We start from the raw sequence: 21,381 nt of genomic DNA, 5'->3' as shown, positions 1-21,381 counted from the left end.
TTGCGTAGACCCTGTAGCCGCTGCCGCAGGCTGCGATAAGGTCCGCAGGACCTTCCGAGGCCCTCAGGAGTGCGTCTCCTTCGGAGCCGATCGCAGCCTGCGGCAGCGGCTACAGGTTGCTGGTTTACAGGCTGAAATCGCCTTCGGCCGCTGTTTCGCTCAGCGGGCGACGCGGGCTTGGCTCTTCGCGGGCCTGCAGGTATTCGGCGAGGCTCGCCTTGTCGCCCAGTTTGCCGACGGCCACGGCGGCATGCAGGGCATAACCTTCTGGAATCTTCAGCTCCTTGCGGGTCAGCTCCTGGTCGAACCCGGCCATGCCGTGGGTGTGCCAGCCGCTGATGCTGGCTTGCAGCGCCAGGTGGCCCCAGGCCGAGCCGGTGTCGAAGGTGTGCCACAGGGCCGGGGTTTCCTCGCTGGCGCCAGGCGCGGTGAAGGTGGTTTTCGAGATCACGATCACCAATGCCGAGGCGTGCTGCGCCCAGCCACGGTTGAACTCGTTGAGCAGGCCGAGGAAGCGTTCCCAGTTCGGCGTGTCGCGGCGCGCATACAGGAAGCGCCACGGCTGCGAGTTGTAGGCCGACGGCGCCCAGCGCGCGGCTTCGAAGAAGCTCAGCAGGGTTTCCTCGGGAATGGCTTCGCCGGTGAAGGCGCGCGGCGACCAGCGCTCGGTGAACTGCGGGTGGATGGCGTACTCGGCAACGCGGGGATTGGCACTCATGACAGAGATTCCTGGCTACGTTTGAGAATGAAAGGTGGATAAACCGGCAAGCGCAGTTGAACTGGGCAATGGGGTTTTTTCCTGGCCCTGGGCGATTCACCGGTGCGACGCGGTCGAGCGTTAGGAGCTGAACGAAAAGTGGCTGCGCTCGGTCATGCTGCGTTAAAAACAGGCTCGGAATGCTCATGTAGGTCCCTACACTCCGCTTCCTCGCCTGTTTTTGCCTTGCCTGACCTTCGCTCGCCGACTTTTCGTACAGCTCCTTGGCACGCGGACATAGGGCTTTGCGACAGGCAAAGCTACTGCGCGGCATGCGGCCTGACAAGTAGTGCCTTACCGACAGTCGCCAGCGCTTGGCCCGCGGGGCCTTGGGCACTAGACTGGCGGCCTTTTCCCTGTCCGATACCGATTACCTGAGCCATGGCCGCCAAAGTTGAACCCTTCTGGATCCGCAAAACCCTCGAACAACTCGATCAGGAGGAGTGGGAGTCGTTGTGCGACGGTTGTGGCCTGTGCTGCCTGCAGAAGCTCGAGGATGAAGAAGACAACAGCGTCTACTACACCCGCATCGCCTGCAAACTGCTGGACCTGAAGACCTGCCAGTGCAGCGACTACGCCAACCGCCGCGCCTCGGTGCCGGATTGCATCCAGCTCACCCCGGGCAAGGCCGATGAGTTCAAATGGCTGCCGCCGACCTGCGGTTATCGCCTGGTCAGCGAGGGCAAGGATCTGCCGCTCTGGCACCATCTGGTGTGCGGTGACCGCGACGCGGTGCACCATGAGCGTATTTCCCAATCCGGGCGGATGCTCGCCGAAGGCAGCGTGGCCGAAGAGGACTGGGAAGATCATCTGATTTTCCGCGCCGGCTGAAGGTACGCCGCGCTTGCGTTCAAGGTTGTTTCACGAAGGAGTGTGTATGGCTGTGGGGGCAAGGCTGGCGCTGGCCGGTTGGCTGCTGGTGCTCAGTGCGCCGGGGTGGGCGGCGAAAAAAGTCGATCTGGATTACCACGTGCGCCTGTTGCCGCAGAGCGACCAGGCCGAGGTGCGCCTGACCCTGGCGGACGGCGCGGCGGTGCGCAGCCTGGATTTCGACCTGGGCACGCGTGGCGATTACAGCGACTTCAAGGCCGACGGCCAATGGCAGTCCGGCGCGGCCAAGCCTCCCGCGGTACAGCGCGGCGTATGGCGCCCGGCCGGCGGCAAGGCCAGCCTGAGCTACCGGGTGCGCATCAGCCACAGCCTGAAGAAAGACAGTTTCGACAGCCGCATGACCCCGCATTGGACCTTGTTGCGTGGCGATACGCTGGTGCCGGCGGCGAAGCTCGACCAGCAGGACGGCATCGAACTGGTGTCGCGCCTGGAGTTCGAGTTGCCCGCGGGCTGGAAAAGCGTGGAAACCGCCTGGCCGCGGATCGGCAAGAATCGTTTCCGTATCGATAATCCCGCGCGCCTGTTCGACCGGCCCACCGGCTGGATGCTGGCCGGTGCCCTGGGCAGTCGTCGCACGCGGCTGGGGGAGACCGAGGTCACGGTGGCCTCGCCACAGGGGCAGGGCATGCGGCGCATGGATGTGCTGACCCTGCTGACCTTCGTCTGGCCGCAGATCCAGGCGACCTTTCCCCGTCATCCAACCAAGTTGCTGATCGTCGGCGCGGCCGACCCGATGTGGCGCGGCAGCCTGGCCGGGCACGATTCGCTGTTCTTGCACAGCCGCCTGCCGCTGGTCAGCGAGAGCGGCACCAGCCCGCTGTTGCGCGAAGTGATCCAGGTCTTTGCCCGGATCAATGACAGCGAACGCAGCGACTGGATCGGCGAGGGCCTGGCGGAGTACTACGCCATCGAATTGATGCGCCGCGCCGGCGGCATGAGTGACGAGCGTTACCAGGCCCTGCAGACTCGGTTGGCCAAGAGCGGCCACGGCGTCAGCAGCCTGCGTGGCGAACAGGTGGACGCACCGGTGGTGGCCAGGGCGGTGCTGCTGTTGCAGGAACTGGATCGGGAGATCCGCCTGAAGACCCGCAACAAGCGTTCGCTGGATGACGTGACCCGGGCGGTGATGCGTCTGGAGCGTGTCAGCACCAAAGAGTTCATCCAGCTCAGCGAGAGTGTGCTGGACGGCTCGTCGAAGGTGCTCGACAGCGATTTATTGCGCTAGTGGAGTCGACCGCTTTGCGGTCATCGCGAGCATGCTCCTACAGGTTGACGAGGGAAGCACCACTCTCCTGTAGGAGCGAGCTTGCTCGCGATAGCGTCCTGTCATTCAACGCGAATTCTGCGTCCGACTATCAGACCCCGGCCTTGGGCGATTTCAACGAATCGTTGCCGGTTACGGTCGCGGTACGGGTGGCCGCCTCGGCATTGGCCTTGAGGGTTTTCAGCTCCGCGCCGGCACGCTCGATCTTCGCCCGTACGTTATTCATATCCTGGCGGCTCTTCTCCAGCAGGCTTTTCGCCGAGCTGTGGCCGGTGATGCCACGGGCCAGGGCGACCCCGCCGATGGCCACCTGGATCAGGCCGAACACACCGCCACGGCGCAGGCCCTTGCCGACCATGACCACGCCGCCGGCCAGCGAGCCGATGCGCTCCCAGCCTTGTACGTTCTGCTCCGCCGGGCTCTGGAAAGGGGTGGTTTCGATGGGTTCCAGTTGTTTGCTGTCGCTCATGATCTGTCTCCAGGAGGGATGGATATAAAGCTGACTGCGCTGGCGCGGCGCTTGTTCCATCGAATGTGCGGCGAACTTGAAGCAGTGCTCAGAACTTGGGGCCGGAGCGGGTGTTGTTGCCCTTGGCCAGGCGGTCGTAGAGCACCACGTTGACGGTGGCGGCGAGGTTCATGCAGCCGGTGGTCGGGATGTAGACCACGTCTTCGCACCAGTCGCGGATGTCCTTGTCCAGGGAGCCATCTTCCGGGCCGAAGATGTACAGCGCGCGATCCGGGTGGGTGTATTCCGGCAGCGAGCGGGCGCCTTCCACCAGTTCCACCGCCACCGGCACGCAGCCCAGGGGCAGGATCTTCTTCAGGTCGTCGATGCCGATCAGCGGGATGTCCTGGTGGACCTTCTTGGTGTCGGTGACGAAATCGCGGGCCCGTTCATAGCGCTTGCCGGTGTAGAACACCGACGCGACGCCATAGCAACCGGCGGCGCGCATCACCGAACCGACGTTCTCCGGCGACTTGGGGTTATACAAACCAATGCAGCTGTACCTTTTGTTTGCCACGAGCGGGGTGCCTTCGAGAAAAATCGCGATTATACGGGGATTGTCGGCCGGCGGTTGGATCCGGCAAATGCATCGCGGGCAAGCGGCGCACCTGCAGGGTCAGTGTCTGCCGGTGCGCCGCTTGCCCGCGAGAGACCGGTCCTGTCGAACCGGAAAGAGCGGAGGTTACTCTTCGTCTTTCTTCATCAACCCCGCCAGCGCGGCGAAGGGGTTGTGGGTGGCCTTGGCGACTTTCGGCGTGCTCAGGGAGCCTTCGCCGAAGTACTGCTGGTCGGTGTAGCGCGAGTGTTCGTTGTCGTGGCAGTACAGGCACAGCAGTTCCCAGTTGGAACCGTCCTGCGGGTTGTTGTCGTGGTTGTGGTCGCGGTGGTGCACGGTCAGCTCGCTCAGGCGCTTGCCGGAGAACTCGCGGGCGCAGCGTCCACAGACGTGCGGGTACATCTTCAAGGCCTTGTCGCGGTAGCCCATCTCGCGGTCGCGCTGGGCGTCGGCGAGGATGCGGTCGAGCTTGGAAGTGTTGGTCGAACTCATGGGTTCACCTTTAGGCAAAGACTAATGACGGTAATGAGCCCAGTTTAGCTCAGGCCTTGAGCTTCTCGGCAATCCAGATGGTGTGGCGGGTGCCCTTGTTGCCGTGGGCGAAGACTTGCACTTCTTCGGCCTTGAAGCCGGCCTTGCGCAGCTTGTCGGAGTATTGCTTGTCGGCGCTGGCCGACCACACGGCCAGCACGCCCTTGGGCCGCAGGGCCCGGGCGCAGGCCGCCAGCCCGGCGGCGGAGTACAGCCAGCTGTTGGCCCTCTGGGTCAGGCCTTCGGGGCCGTTGTCGACGTCGAGCATGATCGCGTCGAAGCCCTGGGGTTCGGCCTGCAGCACCTTGGCCACGTCTTCCAGGCGGATCACCGTGCGCGGGTCGAGCAACGGCCGGCCGGATTTCTCCCCCAGGGGCCCGCGGTTCCATTCGACCACCCCCGGCACCAGTTCGGCGACCACCACTTCGGCATTCTTGCCCAGGTGCTTGAGGGCCGAGGCGAGGGTGAAGCCCATGCCCAGGCCGCCGATCAGCACCCGCGAATTTGGCCGTCCGGCGACCTTGCGGCAGGGAATTTCCGCCAGGGCGTCTTCGGAGCCGTGCATGCGCGTGTTCATCAATTGCCCGCCGTCGCCGCCCTGGATCTTGATGACAAAATCCTCGCCGTATTCGAACAGGCACAAGGCACCGCCATTTTCGGGAATCGGGGTGGTGTCCAGCAGAACGAAACGTTTCATGAGGGTCTCAATGAGGAAGGCAAACCGCCCCGGTTGGGAGTAGCCTGAGGGCTGACAATAGCGATGGAGCCATTGATGAAACGCACTATTCTAACGGTCATTGCCCGCGCAGCGCTCTTGCTAAGTGCGGCGCTCGCGATGAGCGCCGTGCACGCCGAGGAACTGCAGGCGGTGCCCGTGACTCCGGCCCCCGCCGCCGGCTCGCCCGGCACCGCGACCCCGACCCCTTATCCGCAGGTCACGCCCCCCAGCACCCCCAAGGCCACGGCCCATGGCGGTGCGCCCTTGCTGCCGCCGATCGACATGCCCAAGCCGCCGAAGGACCAGACCTTGCCAGGGTTGCAGCAGAACGAAACGAAAACCAGGACCCCGGGTAGCTAGACCTGTTGCGACAGCAGTTGCCCGTCGGCCATGCGCAGGCGCTTGGACAGTGACACGGCGAGGGCGCGGATGATCTTGGCGGCGATCTTCGGCGCGTCGTTGAGCATTTTCTCCAGCGAGTCCTTGCCCAGGTTGAGCAACCGGCAATCGCTGGCGGCCACGCAACTGGCCGAACGCCGCTCGCCATCGAGCACCGCCATCTCGCCAAAGGCCCGACCGCTGCGCAGGGTGGCGATGGTCACGCGCACGCCTTCGCTGTTGGTCTTCTGCACCGCCACCTGGCCGGAATGGATGATGCACATGAAGCTGCCGGCATCGCCTTCGCGGAAGATCTCCTGGCCCTGGGCGATGCTGCTGATGCTGAAGTAGCCGGCGGCGGCATTGAAGTCGGCCGGCAAGAGCTGATCGAACAATCCGCAGTCCATCAGCCAGTCGCGGATTTCATTGTTCAACAAGGTAGGTTCTGGCATGTCGTCACGGTCTTTTTCTTGTGTCTGTTGCGGTCCCGGGCAGGTGCAGTATGGCCTGGGGCCGGCGCTCCGGTGTTAAGACAGGAGCGCCGGCCGGAGTTCCTCAGGCAATGCCCAGAATCTTGAAAACAAATGCATATTCGAGTGCTACGTCACGCAATCCCTGGTAACGCCCGCTCATGCCGCCGTGGCCGGCGCCGAGCTCGGTCTTGAGCAGCAGCAGATGGTCGTCGGTCTTGGTGGCGCGCAACCGGGCCACCCACTTGGCCGCCTCCCAGTACTGCACGCGGCTGTCGTTGTAGCCGGCGATCACCAGGGTCGCCGGATAGGCCTTGGCCTCGACATTCTCATACGGCGCGTAGGCCTTGATCCGCGCGTAGACCTCGGGCTCCTCCGGGTTGCCCCATTCGTCGTACTCGGTGACGGTCAGCGGCAGCTCGGGGTCGAGCATGGTGTTGAGCACATCGACGAACGGCACCTCGGCGATCGCCGCCTTGAACAGTTCCGGGCGCTGGTTGAGCACCGCGCCGATCAACAGTCCGCCGGCGCTGCCGCCGCTGATGGCCAACTGCTCGGAAGTGGTCAGGCCCTGGGCGATCAGGTGTTCGGCGCAGGCGATGAAGTCGCTGAAGGTGTTCTGCTTGTGTTCCTGCTTGCCGGCGCGGTACCAGGCTTCGCCCAGCTCGCCGCCGCCACGCACGTGGGCAATGGCGAAGGCCACGCCGCGCTCCAGCAGGCTCAGGCGCGCATGAGAGAACCACGGGTCGAGGCTTTCGCCGTAGGCGCCGTAGCCGTAGAGGTACAGCGGAGCCGGCCGGCCCAGGGCTTCGCGCTTGATCACCAGGCTGATCGGCACCTGGGTGCCGTCGGCCGCGGTCGCCCACAGGCGCTGGCTGACATAGGCATCCGGGTCGAACACGCCCAGCACCGGGGTCTCCTTGAGCACTTTCTGTGTGCCGCCGGCCAAATCCAGCTGGCGGATCTGCGCGGGGCGGTTCAGCGCTTCGTAGCGCAAGCGGATGCGTTGGCTGACGAATTCCAGGCTGTTCTGCACATGCAGGCTGTAGGCCGCATCCGGCAGTTGCACGCGATAGGCCGGCAGGCCCTCGGGGTGCACCTCGATGATCGGCAGGCCGCCTTCGCGCAGGCTCAGGGTCATGGCCGAGCTGTTCAGGCTCAGGCCTTCGAGCATCACGCTGTCGCTATGGGGAATCAGGTTCTGCCAGTCGGCCTGGCTGGGCACCGTGCCCAGGTCCGGCGCCTGGTAGAGGGCGAAGTTGATGCCGTCGCGGTTGCTGCGGATAAACCAGGTCCACTGGCCGTCGAGCAGGCCGTGATCGACGTCGTATTCATGGTGCTCGACCCGCGGCGCCAAGCAGGTGAAGGCCTGCTGCGGCTGCGCCGCGTCGAGTACCCAGACCTCGCTGGTGGTCTTGCTGCCCAGGGACAGCAGCAGCTGTTTCTCCGAGCTTGAGCGGTAGCAATGCAGGAAAAAGCGCCCGTCCGGCTCATGGAACACCTCTTCGGCGGCGGTGCCGTCCAGGCGATAACGGAACAGCTTGTGCGGGCGGTGGGTGTCGTCCAGTTCGCCGAAGAACAGGGTCAGGCTGTCGTTGGCCCAGGTCATGCTGCCGTCGCAATCGGCGAACGCCAGTTCGCTGACCTTGCCGCTGGACAGCTCCTTGACGAACAGGGTGTAGACCTCTTCGCCGCTGGTATCGAGGCTGTAGGCCAGGCGCTGGTGGTCGGGGCTGATGCTGAAGGCGCCGAGGGAGAAGAAACCGCCCTTGGCCAGCTCGTTGGGGTCCAGCAGCAGTTGTTCCTGGCTTTCGTCGACACTCAGGCTGTCGTCGGCCGGGCGCGGGCAGCGGTAGTGCCGGGCGTATTCGTCGCCGGCGGTGGTGCGGGTGTAATACAGGTACGGGCCCCAGGGGGAGGGCAGGGACAGGTCGGTCTCGAGGATCCGGCCCTTGATTTCCTGGAACAGGGTTTCACGCAGCGCCGCCTGGTCGGCGAGGGCCGCTTCCTGGTAGCTGTTTTCGGCCTTCAGGTAATCGAGCACGGCGTCGGTGTCGCGCTCCTGGAGCCAGGCGTACGGGTCCGGGCCTTCGGCCTTGCGGGCGATCGGGGCGCTGGTGACGTGGGCGGATACGGGCATGAAGGGCTCTCGGGGCGGTGACAATTAAGGGCGCGGCAGACGGCGGTGCAGCCTGGCATGCGAAAAGCCGTTATCATAAGCGCCTCTTTGCCTGCCTTGCCATGGACACCATGACCGAGAACGACTATCTGATCGCTTGGGGGCTCTACGCCTTCGCCGCCTTGGGCTGCCTGCTGGTGTGGATGCGCCTGACCCGCTGGATGTGGCGCTGGCTGCGCGAGCCGCTGCGAGTGCTGGTGGCGGTGCTGCTGTTCAGCCCGACCGTGGTCGACCCGGCCAAGGAAATGTTCGCCCCGGCCGTGGCCATCACCGCCCTGGACATGCTGTTCAAGGTCGGCAACAACGCCTGGCGCGCGGTCTCCGACCTGTTCATGTACGGCGTGATCGCCTTCGGCATCTACCTGGTGTTCGTCCTGATCCGCTGGCCGATCGAGCGCGCCTCCAAGGCCCGCCAGGAACAGGCCGAAGCCGCCAAGGCCGCGGCCCATGCCGAAGAGCCGGACGACCAGCCTTTCGGCGGCGCTGGCGACGATCGCTACGGCCGCCCGCCAGTGCCCAGCAACCCCCAGCGTTCGCGGATCGAGCCGCGTCTGTAACACGCATTGAAGCGAGAGTCCGAGCATGTGTGAGTTATTGGGCATGAGCGCCAATGTACCGACCGATATCGTGTTCAGCTTTACCGGGCTGATGCAGCGCGGCGGACGCACCGGCCCGCATCGCGACGGCTGGGGCATCGCTTTCTACGAGGGCCGCGGCCTGCGCCTGTTCCAGGACCCGGCGGCGAGCAGCGAGTCGGAAGTGGCCAATCTGGTTCAGCGCTACCCGATCAAGAGCGAAGTGGTGATCGGCCACATTCGCCAGGCCAACGTCGGCAAGGTCTGCCTGTCCAACACCCATCCGTTCGTGCGCGAGCTGTGGGGGCGCAACTGGTGTTTCGCCCATAACGGCCAGCTGGCGGACTTCCAGCCCCCCACCAGCTTCTATCGTCCGGTGGGCGATACCGACAGCGAAGCGGCTTTCTGCGACCTGCTCAACCGGGTGCGCGAAGCCTTTCCCGAGCCGGTGGAAGTCGAGGAACTGCTGCCGTCGCTGGTGGCCGCCTGCGCCGAATATCGCGGCAAGGGCGTGTTCAACTGCCTGCTCAGCGACGGCGACTGGCTGTTCTGCTATTGCTCGACCAAGCTGGCGCAGATCACCCGCCGCGCGCCCTTTGGCCCGGCCCGCCTGAAGGACGTCGATGTGATCGTCGACTTCCAGGCGGAAACCACGCCCAACGACGTGGTGACGGTGATCGCCACCGAACCTTTGACCGAAAACGAAACCTGGACTCGCTACGAGCCGGGCCAATGGAGCCTGTGGCGGCGCGGTGAATGCGTGCTGCACGGCCAGACCGAATAAGGACATCCCCTATGTTGCTCAGTTATCTGCGGCTGGTGCTGTTTGCGGCGGGGCTGTTGATCGGCGTCCAGGTGCCGGGTTTCATCAGCGATTACGCCAAGCGTGTCGAGGCTCACCTGATCGAGGCCCAGGCCGGCCTGCAAGGGTTCCAGGGCACCGCCAACCAGTTCTTCAAGGGCGATCTGCAAGCGCTGGTCGCCCACTATCGGGCCAGCGACGATCCGGTGTTTCGCAGCGATGCCGACAGCCTGGGCAATCTGCTGGTTCGCCAGCGCGCCCTGGACAAGCAGTTCCAGGCCATGCAGGGCCCTTGGTACATCCGCCTGCTGCAAGTGGTGCTGGCCGCCGACCCGGATATCCGCCAGGAAACCTGGAACGGCTACAGCTACCAGATCCTGCTGACCCCGCAAGCGATGATCTGGGCCATGAGCGGCGCCTTGCTGCTGTCGTTCGGCCTGGAATGCCTGTATCGCCTGATCGACTGGGTGGTGCTTGGCGGCAAGCGCCTGCGCCAGAGCCGGCCGATCGAAGAGCGTGACTTGAAGGGCTTGTGATATAGCCGCTGCCGCAGGCTGCGATCGACGGCGCAGCCGTCGTAAACCAGCCGAGGCGTGTTTCCAGGCAGATCGCGGATACAGGTTGTGCGGCAACTGCGTTGCCGTTCGCAGCCTCGCAGGCTCGGCAGCGGCTACACGGACGCCGCGATCCCTGTAGCCGCTGCCGCAGGCTGCGATCGGTTGCGCAGCAACCGCAAAGATGGCTGGCTCACAAACACTCTTCGAGCCGATTCACGCAGGCTGCGCCCGCGATCGCAGCCTTCGGCAGCGGCTACAAAGGCCTTCGCGGTAGATCAGCCCGCCAGCACGATATAGTCCGGCCCCACCTTGCGCGCATAACTTTCCAGCACTTGCTGGCACAGCACCACCATCTCTTCCACCAGTTCGACCCCCACCCGCCATGACACCACCACCTGCAGGTTCGGCGGGCGCTGGTCGATGGCCAGCAGGGTCAGTTCGCCGCGCGCCAGTTCCTCGCTGACCAGCACCGGCGGCAAGGCGCCGATGCCGAAGCCGTCGCGCAGCAGGCGGGTAATGGCCGACACCGAGTTCACGCAGTTGAGCCGTGGGGCGGTCACGCCGTTGGCCTGCATCAGGCTCAGCACTTCCTGGTGCGGCAGGGAGTTCTTCGAGTAGGTGATGATGCGTTCCCGAGCCAGCTCGGCCAGGTTGGCGTACTCGCGGTTGTAGATCGAGTGGCTGGCGACTATCCAGCCCATGGGGTGGCTGGCCAGTTCCAGGCTGCGAATGGATTCCTGGCGCAGCAGGTCGGTTTGCAGGATCAGGTCGAGAAAGCCTTTTTGCAACTGGTCGCAGAGGTTCAGCGAGGTGTCGGCCACCAGCTCGATTTCCACCTGGGGATAGCAGTCCATCATCCGTGCCACCAGAGGGCTGAGCCAGGTGTGGATCACTGTGTCCATGACACCGATGCGAATCCGCCCGACCTTGCTCGAACGGGTCTCGATCGACTGCTTGAGCGCCTGCATGGTGTCCATCATCTGCTCGGCATAGTCGAGCACCTTGAGGCCTTCCGGGGTCAGGCTCACGCCGCGCGAGTCGCGCAGGAACAGCTTCACCCCCAGTTCGCCCTCGAGCACGGCGATGCGGCTGGAGATCGATGCCTGGGTGGTGAAGAGTTTGTCGGCGGTCAGGCGAAAGCTTTTCAGGCGCGCCACCCAGACAAAGGTTTCAAGAAACTTGAGGTTCATGCGATCAACTTTTCTTATGTCTGGAGGCGGTTTTTATTAGTTGGACGGGGCAGGGCGCGGGTGCCAAAAATCGCTGCGTCTCACGATAAGCGTCGTCGGGGCCCAGAACAATACCAATAAAACCAAGGTGGAGATTTGCCATGAGTGCGCCCGACACGCTCGCCGCCAGCAAGGCCAAAGGCCGCGCCGGCCCCTTCGACTGGTACCGCGACATCAACCAGCAGGAACGCCGCACGTTCTGGAGCTGCAAGGCCGGTTACGGCCTGGATGGCATGGACACCCAGATGCTCAGCTTCGTCATCCCGACCCTGATTGCGCTGTGGGGCATCAGCTCCGCCGAGGCCGGCCTGATCCACACCAGCACCTTGCTGGCTTCCGCCCTGGGCGGCTGGATCGCCGGCATCCTGTCCGATCGCATCGGCCGGGTGCGCACCCTGCAACTGACCGTGCTCTGGTTCGCCTTCTTCACCTTTCTCTGTGGCCTGGCGCAGAACTACGAGCAACTGCTGATCGCCCGAACCCTGATGGGCTTCGGTTTCGGTGGCGAGTGGACCGCCGGCGCGGTGTTGATCGGCGAAGTGATCCGCGCGGAAAACCGCGGCAAGGCAGTGGGCATGGTGCAGTCCGGCTGGGCCCTGGGCTGGGGCATCACGGCGCTGCTCTATGCATTGATGTATTCCCTGCTGCCGCCGGAAGACGCCTGGCGCGCCCTGTTTCTGCTGGGCATTCTGCCGGCGATCTTCGTGATCTTCGTCCGTCGCCTGGTCAAGGACCCGGAGGTCTACCGGCAAACCCGGGCCCGGGAAGTGCCCGACAACCCCTCGCGCTTCTACGAGATTTTCGCCCCCGGCATTCTCAGCACCACCCTGCGCGCGTCGCTGCTCGCGGCCGGCGCCCAGGGCGGCTACTACGCCATCACGTTCTGGCTGCCAACCTTCCTCAAGACCGAGCGCGGCTTGAGCGTGCTGAGCACCGGCGGCTACCTGGCGATGGTGATCTTCGGTTCTTATGTGGGCTATGTGATCAGCGCCTATCTGACCGACATTCTCGGACGCAAGAAGAACTTCGTCCTGTTCGCCGCCGGTTCCTTCACCATCGTCCTGCTCTACACGCAAATGCCGGTGAGCAACGCGGTGATGCTGTGGCTGGGCTTTCCCCTGGGCTTCTTCGCTTCGGGGATCTTCAGCGGCATGGGCGCCTTCCTGACGGAGCTGTTCCCTACGCGGATCCGCGGTTCGGGCCAGGGCTTCTGCTACAACAGCGGCCGGGCGCTGGCGGCCCTGTTCCCGCTGCTGATCGGCCTGCTCAGCCAGCACATCCCGCTGGGCGCGGCCATCGGCACCTTCGCCGCTGTGTCCTACGGCATCGTGGTCCTGGCGGCCCTGAGCCTGCCGGAAACCCGTGGCAAACAACTCGAAGCGCGCTAACTGATAATCTGTGGGCATCCCGCGCGATCCCCGCAGCCAACACGACAAACGCTACAGGAGCACTGACCGTGAGCCGCCTGTTATTGAATTGCGACATCGGCGAAAGCTTTGGCAACTGGACCATGGGCCTGGATGCCGAGGTGATGCCGTTCATCGATTGCGCCAACATCGCCTGCGGTTTCCATGCCGGCGACCCGAGCATCATGCGCAAGACCGTCAGCCTGGCCCTGGCCAATGACGTGCGCATCGGCGCGCATCCGGCGTACCAGGACCTGGCCGGTTTCGGCCGCCGCTCCATGGCCTACGGCGCCCAGGAACTGCAGGACCTGCTGCACTACCAGATCGGTGCCCTCGACGGCATCTGCCGGGCCCAGGGTACTCGGGTGAGCTACGTCAAACCCCATGGCGCCATGTACAACGACATGATGGCCAACCCGGCGCAGTTGCGCGCGGTGATCCAGGCGGTGGCCGCCTACGACAAGACGCTGCCGCTGATGTTGATGGCCACCCGTGACAACGGCGCGGCCCAGGCCCTGGGTGACGAATTCGGCGTGACCCTGTGGTTCGAAGCCTTCGCCGACCGTGCCTACGACAACGCCGGTCACCTGGTTTCGCGGCAACTGCCGGGGGCGGTGCATCACGACCCGGAAAAGATCATCGCCCAGGCCCTGACCATCGCCCGCGGCGACGCGCTGCTGGCCAGCGACGGCAGCGCCTTGCACCTCAAGGCCAATACCCTGTGCGTGCACGGCGACAACGCCAGTTCGGTGGCCGCCGTGCAGCGTATCCGCGCGGCCCTTCAGCAGTTGCCAGCATGAAAATACGCCTTGAAGTGGTGGCCATCGACTGCCTGATGGTGCGCCTGTTCGATGCCATCGCCGAGGCCAACATGCCGTGGATGCTCGCCGCCAGCGAGCGCCTGCGGACGGCCTTCGGCGGGCGGTTGATCGATCTGGTGCCGTCCTATACCACGCTGATGGTGCACTACGACCTGACTGCCCTGAGCCCGTCCCAGGCGCGGGAACTGATCGATCTGGCCCTGACCGATCTCACGCCGGACTCGCGCACCGGCGGCCAGCGCCATGTGCTGCCGGTCTGGTACGACCTCAGCGTTGGCCCGGAGCTGAGCCTGTTGTCGCGGCGCAGTGGCCTGTCGGTGAACGAGGTGATCCGTTGCCACAGCGAGCGTGAATACCAGGTGTTCGCCCTGGGTTTCGCCCCGGGTTTCGCCTTTATGGGGCTGGTGGACGAAGTGCTGGCCGCCCCCCGCCTGGATACCCCGCGCAAGCGCGTGGCGGCGGGCAGCGTCGGCATTGCCGAACGGCAGACCGCGGCTTATCCGGTGGTGTCGCCGGGGGGCTGGAACCTGATCGGGCGCACACCGAGCCGCCTGTTCGATCGCGAGCGCGATGGCTACAGCCTGATGCAACCGGGCGACAGCGTGCGTTTCGCCGCGGTGGACCACGCCGAATTCATCCGCCTGGGCGGTGACGACACGCCACTGCTGGAGGCACTGGCATGAGCCGCCTGACGATCGAAGCCAGCACGCCTTTGTGCCTGTTGCAGGATGCCGGTCGCTTTGGCGTGCGGCACCTGGGCGTGACCCAGGGCGGCGCGCTGGACTGGGTGTCGATGTCCTGGGCCAACTGGCTGCTGGGCAACGCCCTGGATGCGCCGGTGATCGAGATCACCCTGGGCGGTTTCAGCGTGGTCGCCGAGGAACTGTGCCTGCTGGCACTGGCCGGCGCCGACCTGGGGGCTTGTATCGACGAGCGTCCGCTCAGCCCGGGGCGCAGCTTTATCCTGCAAAAAGGCCAGCGCTTGCGTTTTACCCAGCCGTACCAGGGGGCGCGGGCCTACCTGGCGGCGCCCGGCGGTTTCAACGCGCCCAAGGTACTGGGCAGTTGCGCCAGCGTGGTCCGCGAGGAGCTGGGCGGGCTCGACGGTTTCGGCCGGCCGCTGGCCGTGGGCGCGCGGCTGGAGTATTGCGGGGCGGGGACGAACCTCAAGGTGCTGTCAGGCAAGCAACTGCCGGACCTGCGATCGAAGGCGCCGCTGGAGGTGATTCTCGGGGCGCAGATCGGCCAGTTCAGCGGGCAGAGCCTGTTCGATGCCTTCAACAGCGCCTGGACCCTGGACAGTCGCGCCGACCGCATGGGCATGCGCCTGCTGGGGCCGTCACTGCGTTATCAGGGGGCGCCGATGATTTCCGAAGGCATTCCCCTGGGCGCGATCCAGGTGCCACCGGACGGCCAACCGATCGTGCTGCTTAACGACCGGCAGACCATTGGCGGGTATCCACGGCTGGGGGCCTTGACGCCCCTGGCGCTGGCGCGGCTGGCGCAATGCCTGCCGGGCAGCGAAGTGCGCCTGACGCCGGTGGTGCAGGAGACGGCGTATCGGCAGCAGATCGAGTTTTTGCGGCGGTTTGTCTGAACCGATGTAGCCGCTGCCGCAGGCTGCGATCGGCTGCGAAGCAGACGCGCTCTTGAGTCCGCTTGAAGGCCCTTCGGGCCTTATCGCAGCCTGCGGCAGCGGCTACAGGGATCGCGTTGGACGGGATCCTATTTGGAGAGAAACCGCATCCCTTCTTCCAGGCCGCGCAAGGTCAGCGGGTACATCTGGTCTTCGATCAGCTCGCGCACGATGTTGGTCGAGGCGGTGTAGCCCCAGGTGTCTTTCGGGTAGGGGTTGATCCAGATGAGCTTCTTGTACTTTTCCATGAAGCGCTGCATCCACACATAACCGGCTTCTTCGTTCCAGTGCTCGACGCTGCCGCCGGCCTGGGTGATTTCGTAGGGCGCCATGGCGGCGTCGCCGACGAAGATTACTTTGTAGTCGGCGCCGTACTTGTGCAGCACGTCCTGGGTCGAGGTGCGTTCCGAGCCGCGACGCAGGTTGTTCTTCCACACCGATTCATAGATGAAGTTGTGGAAGTAGTAGTACTCCAGGTGCTTGAACTCGGTCTTGCAGGCCGAGAACAGCTCCTCGCAGATCTTCACGTGGGTATCCATGGAGCCGCCGATATCGAACAGCAACAGCAGCTTGATGCTGTTGCGCCGTTCCGGGCGCATCTGGATGTTCAGCAGGCCGGCGTCGCGGGCGGTGTGGTCGATGGTGCCATCGATGTCCAGCTCGTCCGCCGCGCCCTGGCGGGCGAACTTGCGCAGGCGGCGCAGGGCCACCTTGATGTTGCGCGTGCCCAGTTCCACCGAGTCGTCGAGGTTCTTGTACTCGCGCTGGTCCCAGACCTTGACCGCCTTGCCCTGGCGCTTGCCGGCGTCGCCGACGCGGATGCCTTCCGGGTTGAAACCGCCGGAGCCGAAGGGGCTGGTGCCGCCGGTGCCGATCCACTTATTGCCGCCGGCATGGCGTTCCTTCTGTTCTTCCAGGCGCTTCTTGAACTCTTCGATCAGCTTGTCCAGGCCGCCGAGGGACTGGATCTGCGCCCGTTCCTCATCGGTCAGCGAGCGCTCGAACTCCTTGCGCAACCAATCCTCGGGGATCAGCGCCTGCAGGTGGTCGTCGAGTTTTTCCAGGCCGTTGAAGTAGGCGCCGAACGCGCGGTCGAACTTGTCGAAGTGCCGCTCGTCCTTCACCAGGATCGCCCGGGACAGGTAATAGAACTCGTCCATGTCGGCGAAGGTCACGCGCTGCTTGAGCGCGTTGATCAGGTCGAGCAGCTCGCGCACCGACACCGGAACCTTGGCGGCGCGCATTTCATTGAATAGGTTGAGCAGCATGACTATCGCTCTCCAATAATCTTTGGGTCTGTTCAGAAGCTCGCCGAGCGGCGATCAGGCAAGGCAAAAACAGGCGAGGAAGCGGAGTTTAGGGGCCTAAATGAGCATTCCGAGCCTGTTTTTAACGCAGCATGATCGACGCGCAGGCAGCTTCTGGGCAGAGCCTAGCGGGTGCCGCGACGGCTCATGAATGCCAGGCGTTCCAGCAACTGCACATCCTGCTCGTTCTTCACCAGGGCGCCGGCCAGCGGCGGGATGGCCTTGGTCGGATCGCGTTCGCGCAGCACCGCTTCGCCGATGTTGTCGGCCATCAGCAGCTTGAGCCAGTCCACCAGCTCGGAGGTCGAAGGCTTCTTCTTCAGGCCCGGCACTTTGCGCACGTCGAAGAACACGTCCAGCGCTTCGCTGACCAGGTCTTTCTTGATGTCCGGGTAGTGCACGTCGACGATTTTCTGCAGGGTGGTGCGGTCGGGGAAGGCGATGTAGTGGAAGAAGCAGCGGCGCAGGAAGGCGTCCGGCAGCTCTTTCTCGTTGTTGGAGGTAATGATGATGATCGGGCGCTGCTTGGCCTTGATGGTTTCGTCGATTTCGTAGACGTAGAACTCCATCTTGTCGAGTTCCTGCAACAGGTCGTTGGGGAACTCGATGTCGGCCTTGTCGATTTCGTCGATCAGCAGGATCACCCGCTCCTCGGATTCGAAGGCCTCCCACAGCTTGCCCTTCTTCAGGTAGTTGCGGATGTCATGCACCTTGTCCACGCCCAGCTGCGAATCGCGCAGGCGGCTCACCGCGTCGTACTCGTACAGGCCCTGGTGAGCCTTGGTGGTGGACTTGATGTGCCAGGTGATCAGCCTGGCACCGAAGGACTCGGCCAGTTGCTCGGCGAGCATGGTCTTGCCGGTGCCCGGTTCGCCCTTGACCAGCAGCGGCCGCTCCAGGGTGATGGCGGCATTGACTGCCAGCTTCAGGTCATCGGTGGCGACGTACGCGCGGGTGCCTTCGAACTTCATCTGCAATTCCTCGAACGGTAACGCCGACATGCATCAGCAGGTCGGAAGAATAAAACACGAATGGCCGACTATAGCGCGCCGTCCGGTCGACTGTGAACGCAGACGCCCCATTCAGTCTCTGAATGGGGCGTCACGTGGTGACTCAGTCAGCGGATGGCTTGGGACGCTCATACTGGGCATTGAAGGCCTCGATGAAACCATTGCGTAAAATCTGCAAAAAAGCCTGGAATGCGCTGACATCACGCTGATGTACGCTGCCTTTGAGTTCGACCCGGGTGGCGAACTGGTTTTTCCCCTGGTTTTTCAGCACGGTTTCACTGACCCCCACCAGGGCTTCCCAGATCGAGCGGAATATCCCTTTGTCCTTGTTCTCGACATCCTGCTGCCAATTGAACACATCGACATCGCGCAGCAGCGGCTTGATATAGCCGGTGAGCTGGCCCTTGTTGGCTTCGGCTTCGATCACCAGGTCGCCGTGGCCGGCGTTGAAGTCGAATTTGCCATAGGCGCCGGCGAAGTCGTTCAAGCGCTTGAGTTCGATATCCCGCACGCGCAGGCGGAACTCGAAGTCCTGGAAGTCGCTCAGCGGGTCGAAGGTGGCGTTGGTTTCCAGGGGCGCATGGCCCAGCAGCAGGGCCTTGCCTTCGAGGCGGGCGTCGCGTTTGCCTTGGGTGTCGACCACGTTGGTCAGGTTGTAGGCGCTGGCGTTGACCTGGGTGGCGCTCATGTTCACCGGCGGTTTGGAGTGGAAGTTACGGAAACTGATCTTGCCGTCGCTGACCTGTACTTCGTTGAGGGTGATGGGCAGCAGTTTGTTCAGCTGGGCCCGCCAGTCGGTGCCTTCACCGGTTTGCGAGTTCTTCTTGTTGGCGCCGCCGTCGACGAAGTTGACCTGCGGCCTGACGAATTGCACTTCGGCCACCACCGCATGGTCGTACCACAGGGAGTGCCAGCTCACCGACAGATCGACCAGCGGTGCATTGACGAACGGCACCGGCACCTTGCCGTCGACCTTGACGATTTTCAGGCCGTTGATCCGATAGGCACCGCGCCACAGGGCCAGGTCGACATCGGCGATCTGGCCGCGGTAGTCGCCCATGTTGGCGAGGCGGTCATTGAGGTAATCGCGCACCAGATAGGGCAGGGCGATGTGCAGGGCAACCAGCAGCACCAGCACCCCGGCGAGGGTCCACAGGGGCCAACTGTAGCGACGTTTCATGAGCATGAGTCTCCAGCCATGTGCCTTATAGCGATTGACTCCCCGGCATCGCAGTCGTTCGTCCCGACTGGACGCTCATGGGTGCGAGGCATACCCTTGAAGACTTCCTTTCACGCTGTACAAGGACCCAGCCATGAGCCGCATTTTCGTTGACAACGCCCATTCCATCGGCAATACGCCGCTGGTGCAGATCAACCGCATCGCGCCCCGCGGCGTCACCATCCTGGCCAAGATCGAAGGGCGCAACCCGGGTTATTCGGTGAAGTGCCGGATCGGCGCGAACATGATCTGGGACGCGGAAAGCAGCGGCAAACTCAAGCCGGGCATGACCATCATCGAGCCGACCTCGGGTAACACCGGCATCGGCCTGGCGTTCGTCGCCGCGGCCCGTGGCTACAAGTTGGTCCTGACCATGCCGGCGTCGATGAGCATCGAGCGGCGCAAGGTACTCAAGGCCCTGGGGGCCGAGCTGGTGCTGACCGAACCGGCCAAGGGCATGAAAGGGGCGATCGAGAAGGCCGCGCAAATCCTCGCCAGCGACCCTGACAAATACTTCATGCCGCAGCAGTTCGATAACCCGGCCAACCCGGCGATCCACGAAAAAACCACCGGTCCGGAAATCTGGAATGATACCGATGGCGCGGTGGACGTGCTGGTGGCGGGCGTCGGCACCGGTGGCACCATCACCGGGGTGTCCCGTTACATCAAAAAGACCCAGGGCAAACCTATCCTGTCGGTGGCGGTGGAGCCGAGCGTCTCGCCGGTGATCACCCAGAAGCTGGCCGGCGAAGAGATCAAGCCCAGCCCGCACAAGATCCAGGGCATCGGTGCCGGTTTTGTGCCGAGCAATCTCGACCTGTCGATGGTCGACCGGGTCGAGCTGGCGAGCGACGAGGAATCCAAGGCCATGGCCCTGCGCCTGATGCAGGAGGAGGGGATCCTCTGTGGCATCTCCTGCGGCGCGGCGATGGCGGTGGCGGTGCGCCTGGCGGAAACCCCCGAGATGCAAGGCAAGACTATAGTGGTGGTGCTGCCGGATTCGGGTGAACGTTATCTGTCGAGCATGCTGTTCAGCGACCTGTTCACCGAGCAGGAGAACCAGCAGTAAGGCCGTGGGAGTGATCGCCGGCGAGCCCGCTTGCCGGCGATCGAAGGCGTGCAGGGCATGTTGCATGTGTACTGACCTGCATCAGCTGGCGTTCAGCTGGCGTGTGTTAATCAGCGTTTTATTGCACGACCGTTAACACTGATTGTCGGTTTTTGCGGGTTTTTCCAGGGGCCAGGAGTGTTTATCATGGCCGGCTGCCATGCCGGATGAATGCTGCCCCTCCGGTGATTATTTCAAGGAGATATTGCATGAGCCTTTCGTTTGCCGCCAAGTCCGCGGTGTTGCTGCTATTCATCGGCAGCACTCTCTACGTGCATTTACGCGGCAAGGCTCGACTGCCGGTGCTGCGTCAGTTCGTCAACCATTCGGCGCTGTTCGCTCCTTATAACGCCTTGATGTACCTGTTTTCCGGTGTGCCTTCCAAGCCCTACCTGGACCGCAGCAAGTTTCCCGAGCTGGATGTGCTCAAGGACAACTGGGAAGTGATCCGCGACGAAGCCATGCATTTGTTCGACGAGGGTTACATCCGCGCCGCCGAGAAGAACAACGACGCCGGTTTCGGTTCGTTCTTCAAGAAGGGCTGGAAGCGTTTCTACCTCAAGTGGTACGACAAACCGCTGCCGTCGGCCGAGTTGCTGTGCCCGAAGACCGTTGAACTGGTCAGCCGCATTCCCAACGTCAAGGGCGCGATGTTCGCCCTGCTGCCCGGTGGCAGCCATCTGAACCCGCACCGCGATCCGTTCGCCGGTTCCCTGCGTTATCACCTGGGCCTGTCCACGCCGAACTCCGACGACTGCCGGATTTTCGTCGACGGCCAGGTCTACGCCTGGCGCGATGGCGAAGACGTGATGTTCGATGAAACCTATGTGCACTGGGTCAAAAACGAGACCGACAAGACCCGGGTCATTCTGTTCTGCGACATCGAGCGTCCGCTGAGCAACCCGCTGATGACCCGCATCAACCGCTGGATCAGCGCCTGGCTGGGGCGTGCCACCGCGCCGCAGAACCTCGACGACGAGCGCGTCGGCGGGATCAACCAGGCCTATGCCTGGAGCAAGCGTTTCAGCGACCGCACCAGTGGCGTGGTCAAGCAATGGAAGCGCCGCAATCCGAAGCTCTACCGCGTCATGCGTCCGGTGCTGGCGGTGGTGGTCCTGACCGCCCTGGGTTACTGGCTGTTCGGATAAGGCGTTGCAATGAATATCGGGCGCTGGTTATAGTCGGCGCCCGGTGTATCAGAAGATTCACCTTCCACTTCAGAAAGATCAGCACATGCCTCATTCCCTCATCAACGCGGTAGTCGATTCAGCGGTCAACGCTGGCGTCGTGCCGTGCGGGAACCCGCAGCCTGTGCAGATCAGTCATTACCCCCCACCTGTCAGTAGCACGCCGGTGTGCGCCGTCGTATCGCCGCCGGGCGTCGTCGTACGGGGCTGATCGGCAACCTCTGCTGTTGCCCGCGCCCGCCAGAAAAAACTACTGAATTTCAGCCTCGGCT

The 21,381-nt window shown here is 63.8% G+C and carries 23 protein-coding genes; 12 read left to right on the top strand and 11 right to left on the bottom strand.

Annotation, left to right across the window (positions count from 1 at the left end; translation table 11 throughout):
- Positions 1 to 124 precede the first annotated feature (124 nt).
- Entirely contained in the window at positions 125 to 718 is a 594-nt protein-coding gene (locus CRO75_RS04315) for a nitroreductase family protein (RefSeq protein WP_007926913.1), read from the bottom strand.
- Positions 719 to 1,138: 420 nt separating this feature from the next.
- Between CRO75_RS04315 and CRO75_RS04310 the strand changes: the two genes are divergently transcribed.
- Both CRO75_RS04310 and CRO75_RS04305 read left to right on the top strand, forming a co-directional pair.
- Positions 1,139 to 1,588, top strand: coding sequence for a YcgN family cysteine cluster protein (locus CRO75_RS04310; protein WP_007926912.1), 450 nt, complete (start codon positions 1,139 to 1,141; stop codon positions 1,586 to 1,588).
- A gap of 46 nt (positions 1,589 to 1,634) precedes the next feature.
- Positions 1,635 to 2,873: a hypothetical protein gene (locus CRO75_RS04305; RefSeq protein ID WP_097134526.1), complete on the top strand. Its 1,239-nt coding sequence runs from the start codon at positions 1,635 to 1,637 to the stop codon at positions 2,871 to 2,873.
- A gap of 130 nt (positions 2,874 to 3,003) precedes the next feature.
- Here CRO75_RS04305 and CRO75_RS04300 read toward each other — a convergent pair whose 3' ends face one another.
- The 4 genes from CRO75_RS04300 to CRO75_RS04285 form a co-directional block, all read right to left on the bottom strand.
- Complete coding sequence (locus tag CRO75_RS04300; RefSeq protein WP_097134525.1) at positions 3,004 to 3,381, bottom strand: DUF2892 domain-containing protein; 378 nt, start codon at positions 3,379 to 3,381, stop codon at positions 3,004 to 3,006.
- Between the two features lie 88 nt (positions 3,382 to 3,469).
- A complete protein-coding gene (locus tag CRO75_RS04295) occupies positions 3,470 to 3,937 on the bottom strand; it encodes an RNA methyltransferase (RefSeq protein ID WP_007926908.1) in 468 nt (155 codons plus the stop codon).
- A gap of 165 nt (positions 3,938 to 4,102) precedes the next feature.
- Entirely contained in the window at positions 4,103 to 4,468 is a 366-nt protein-coding gene (locus tag CRO75_RS04290; protein WP_009042617.1) for a YajD family HNH nuclease, read from the bottom strand.
- 49 nt (positions 4,469 to 4,517) lie between these two features.
- A complete protein-coding gene (locus CRO75_RS04285; protein ID WP_092417768.1) occupies positions 4,518 to 5,204 on the bottom strand; it encodes a hypothetical protein in 687 nt (228 codons plus the stop codon).
- Positions 5,205 to 5,279: 75 nt separating this feature from the next.
- On the opposite strand from CRO75_RS04285, the gene CRO75_RS04280 reads away from it, so the two are divergent.
- Complete coding sequence (locus tag CRO75_RS04280) at positions 5,280 to 5,585, top strand: hypothetical protein (protein ID WP_009042619.1); 306 nt, start codon at positions 5,280 to 5,282, stop codon at positions 5,583 to 5,585.
- Here the strand turns inward: CRO75_RS04280 and CRO75_RS04275 are convergent.
- Positions 5,582 to 6,055: a cyclic nucleotide-binding domain-containing protein gene (locus tag CRO75_RS04275; RefSeq protein WP_009042620.1), complete on the bottom strand. Its 474-nt coding sequence runs from the start codon at positions 6,053 to 6,055 to the stop codon at positions 5,582 to 5,584. The two genes, CRO75_RS04280 and CRO75_RS04275, sit on opposite strands and share 4 nt — an antisense overlap.
- Positions 6,056 to 6,158: 103 nt before the next feature.
- Entirely contained in the window at positions 6,159 to 8,213 is a 2,055-nt protein-coding gene (locus tag CRO75_RS04270) for a S9 family peptidase (RefSeq protein WP_097134524.1), read from the bottom strand.
- A 101-nt stretch (positions 8,214 to 8,314) separates the two neighbouring features.
- Here CRO75_RS04270 and CRO75_RS04265 point away from each other — a divergent pair, with 101 nt between their 5' ends.
- From CRO75_RS04265 to CRO75_RS04255, 3 genes are read left to right on the top strand one after another with little or no spacing between them, the layout of a single operon-like run.
- Complete coding sequence (locus CRO75_RS04265) at positions 8,315 to 8,809, top strand: hypothetical protein (RefSeq protein ID WP_009042622.1); 495 nt, start codon at positions 8,315 to 8,317, stop codon at positions 8,807 to 8,809.
- Between the two features lie 25 nt (positions 8,810 to 8,834).
- A complete protein-coding gene (locus CRO75_RS04260; protein ID WP_007926899.1) occupies positions 8,835 to 9,611 on the top strand; it encodes a class II glutamine amidotransferase in 777 nt (258 codons plus the stop codon).
- 11 nt (positions 9,612 to 9,622) lie between these two features.
- Positions 9,623 to 10,165: a DUF2937 family protein gene (locus tag CRO75_RS04255; RefSeq protein ID WP_009042623.1), complete on the top strand. Its 543-nt coding sequence runs from the start codon at positions 9,623 to 9,625 to the stop codon at positions 10,163 to 10,165.
- A 296-nt stretch (positions 10,166 to 10,461) separates the two neighbouring features.
- On the opposite strand, the gene CRO75_RS04250 is transcribed toward CRO75_RS04255, so the two are convergent.
- On the bottom strand, positions 10,462 to 11,376 hold the full coding sequence (locus CRO75_RS04250; protein WP_097134523.1) for a LysR family transcriptional regulator: 915 nt from the start codon (positions 11,374 to 11,376) through the stop codon (positions 10,462 to 10,464).
- A gap of 140 nt (positions 11,377 to 11,516) precedes the next feature.
- Between CRO75_RS04250 and CRO75_RS04245 the strand changes: the two genes are divergently transcribed.
- The 4 genes from CRO75_RS04245 (at position 11,517) to CRO75_RS04230 (ending at position 15,239) form a co-directional block, all read left to right on the top strand.
- Entirely contained in the window at positions 11,517 to 12,803 is a 1,287-nt protein-coding gene (locus CRO75_RS04245; RefSeq protein WP_009042625.1) for an MFS transporter, read from the top strand.
- Between the two features lie 68 nt (positions 12,804 to 12,871).
- The gene (locus CRO75_RS04240; RefSeq protein ID WP_097134522.1) at positions 12,872 to 13,621 is read left to right on the top strand and encodes a 5-oxoprolinase subunit PxpA; all 750 of its coding nucleotides are present in this window, start codon (positions 12,872 to 12,874) and stop codon (positions 13,619 to 13,621) included.
- A complete protein-coding gene (locus CRO75_RS04235) occupies positions 13,618 to 14,325 on the top strand; it encodes an allophanate hydrolase subunit 1 (protein ID WP_097134521.1) in 708 nt (235 codons plus the stop codon). Before CRO75_RS04240 ends, CRO75_RS04235 begins: the two co-directional genes overlap by 4 nt.
- Positions 14,322 to 15,239, top strand: a complete 918-nt coding sequence (locus tag CRO75_RS04230; RefSeq protein WP_097134520.1) for a biotin-dependent carboxyltransferase family protein — start codon at positions 14,322 to 14,324, stop codon at positions 15,237 to 15,239. The genes CRO75_RS04235 and CRO75_RS04230 overlap by 4 nt, the downstream gene beginning before the upstream one ends.
- Positions 15,240 to 15,367: 128 nt before the next feature.
- Here CRO75_RS04230 and CRO75_RS04225 read toward each other — a convergent pair whose 3' ends face one another.
- From CRO75_RS04225 to CRO75_RS04215, 3 genes are all read right to left on the bottom strand, one after another.
- A complete protein-coding gene (locus tag CRO75_RS04225; RefSeq protein WP_097134519.1) occupies positions 15,368 to 16,546 on the bottom strand; it encodes a VWA domain-containing protein in 1,179 nt (392 codons plus the stop codon).
- Between the two features lie 164 nt (positions 16,547 to 16,710).
- Entirely contained in the window at positions 16,711 to 17,556 is an 846-nt protein-coding gene (locus CRO75_RS04220) for a MoxR family ATPase (protein ID WP_078473226.1), read from the bottom strand.
- Between the two features lie 142 nt (positions 17,557 to 17,698).
- The gene (locus CRO75_RS04215; protein WP_097134518.1) at positions 17,699 to 18,775 is read right to left on the bottom strand and encodes a DUF748 domain-containing protein; all 1,077 of its coding nucleotides are present in this window, start codon (positions 18,773 to 18,775) and stop codon (positions 17,699 to 17,701) included.
- Positions 18,776 to 18,908: 133 nt separating this feature from the next.
- Here CRO75_RS04215 and cysK point away from each other — a divergent pair, with 133 nt between their 5' ends.
- Together cysK and CRO75_RS04205 are read left to right on the top strand one after the other, a co-directional pair.
- On the top strand, positions 18,909 to 19,883 hold the full coding sequence (cysK, locus tag CRO75_RS04210; protein ID WP_007926882.1) for a cysteine synthase A: 975 nt from the start codon (positions 18,909 to 18,911) through the stop codon (positions 19,881 to 19,883).
- 248 nt (positions 19,884 to 20,131) lie between these two features.
- Entirely contained in the window at positions 20,132 to 21,070 is a 939-nt protein-coding gene (locus tag CRO75_RS04205) for an aspartyl/asparaginyl beta-hydroxylase domain-containing protein (RefSeq protein ID WP_097134517.1), read from the top strand.
- Positions 21,071 to 21,381 lie beyond the last annotated feature (311 nt).

This window comes from Pseudomonas sp. LAMO17WK12:I10 (assembly GCF_900215185.1).
GTDB lineage: Bacteria > Pseudomonadota > Gammaproteobacteria > Pseudomonadales > Pseudomonadaceae > Aquipseudomonas > Aquipseudomonas chlororaphis.
The sequence above is the reverse complement of the archived record's forward strand: the minus strand, read 5'-3'. Positions and strand labels throughout refer to the sequence as shown.

Excerpts from the sequence above, each read along its gene's own strand:
- CRO75_RS04260 (WP_007926899.1), top strand. The coding sequence starts at position 8,835 with ATGTGTGAGTTATTGGGCATGAGCGCCAATGTACCGACCGATATCGTG.
- cysK (WP_007926882.1), top strand. The coding sequence starts at position 18,909 with ATGAGCCGCATTTTCGTTGACAACGCCCATTCCATCGGCAATACGCCG.
- CRO75_RS04280 (WP_009042619.1), top strand. The coding sequence starts at position 5,280 with ATGAAACGCACTATTCTAACGGTCATTGCCCGCGCAGCGCTCTTGCTA.
- CRO75_RS04310 (WP_007926912.1), top strand. The coding sequence starts at position 1,139 with ATGGCCGCCAAAGTTGAACCCTTCTGGATCCGCAAAACCCTCGAACAA.
- CRO75_RS04290 (WP_009042617.1), bottom strand. The coding sequence starts at position 4,468 with ATGAGTTCGACCAACACTTCCAAGCTCGACCGCATCCTCGCCGACGCC.
- CRO75_RS04220 (WP_078473226.1), bottom strand. The coding sequence starts at position 17,556 with ATGAAGTTCGAAGGCACCCGCGCGTACGTCGCCACCGATGACCTGAAG.
- CRO75_RS04265 (WP_009042622.1), top strand. The coding sequence starts at position 8,315 with ATGGACACCATGACCGAGAACGACTATCTGATCGCTTGGGGGCTCTAC.
- CRO75_RS04255 (WP_009042623.1), top strand. The coding sequence starts at position 9,623 with ATGTTGCTCAGTTATCTGCGGCTGGTGCTGTTTGCGGCGGGGCTGTTG.
- CRO75_RS04245 (WP_009042625.1), top strand. The coding sequence starts at position 11,517 with ATGAGTGCGCCCGACACGCTCGCCGCCAGCAAGGCCAAAGGCCGCGCC.
- CRO75_RS04230 (WP_097134520.1), top strand. The coding sequence starts at position 14,322 with ATGAGCCGCCTGACGATCGAAGCCAGCACGCCTTTGTGCCTGTTGCAG.
- CRO75_RS04270 (WP_097134524.1), bottom strand. The coding sequence starts at position 8,213 with ATGCCCGTATCCGCCCACGTCACCAGCGCCCCGATCGCCCGCAAGGCC.
- CRO75_RS04235 (WP_097134521.1), top strand. The coding sequence starts at position 13,618 with ATGAAAATACGCCTTGAAGTGGTGGCCATCGACTGCCTGATGGTGCGC.
- CRO75_RS04305 (WP_097134526.1), top strand. The coding sequence starts at position 1,635 with ATGGCTGTGGGGGCAAGGCTGGCGCTGGCCGGTTGGCTGCTGGTGCTC.
- CRO75_RS04300 (WP_097134525.1), bottom strand. The coding sequence starts at position 3,381 with ATGAGCGACAGCAAACAACTGGAACCCATCGAAACCACCCCTTTCCAG.
- CRO75_RS04250 (WP_097134523.1), bottom strand. The coding sequence starts at position 11,376 with ATGAACCTCAAGTTTCTTGAAACCTTTGTCTGGGTGGCGCGCCTGAAA.
- CRO75_RS04215 (WP_097134518.1), bottom strand. The coding sequence starts at position 18,775 with ATGAAACGTCGCTACAGTTGGCCCCTGTGGACCCTCGCCGGGGTGCTG.
- CRO75_RS04275 (WP_009042620.1), bottom strand. The coding sequence starts at position 6,055 with ATGCCAGAACCTACCTTGTTGAACAATGAAATCCGCGACTGGCTGATG.
- CRO75_RS04225 (WP_097134519.1), bottom strand. The coding sequence starts at position 16,546 with ATGCTGCTCAACCTATTCAATGAAATGCGCGCCGCCAAGGTTCCGGTG.
- CRO75_RS04205 (WP_097134517.1), top strand. The coding sequence starts at position 20,132 with ATGAGCCTTTCGTTTGCCGCCAAGTCCGCGGTGTTGCTGCTATTCATC.
- CRO75_RS04285 (WP_092417768.1), bottom strand. The coding sequence starts at position 5,204 with ATGAAACGTTTCGTTCTGCTGGACACCACCCCGATTCCCGAAAATGGC.
- CRO75_RS04315 (WP_007926913.1), bottom strand. The coding sequence starts at position 718 with ATGAGTGCCAATCCCCGCGTTGCCGAGTACGCCATCCACCCGCAGTTC.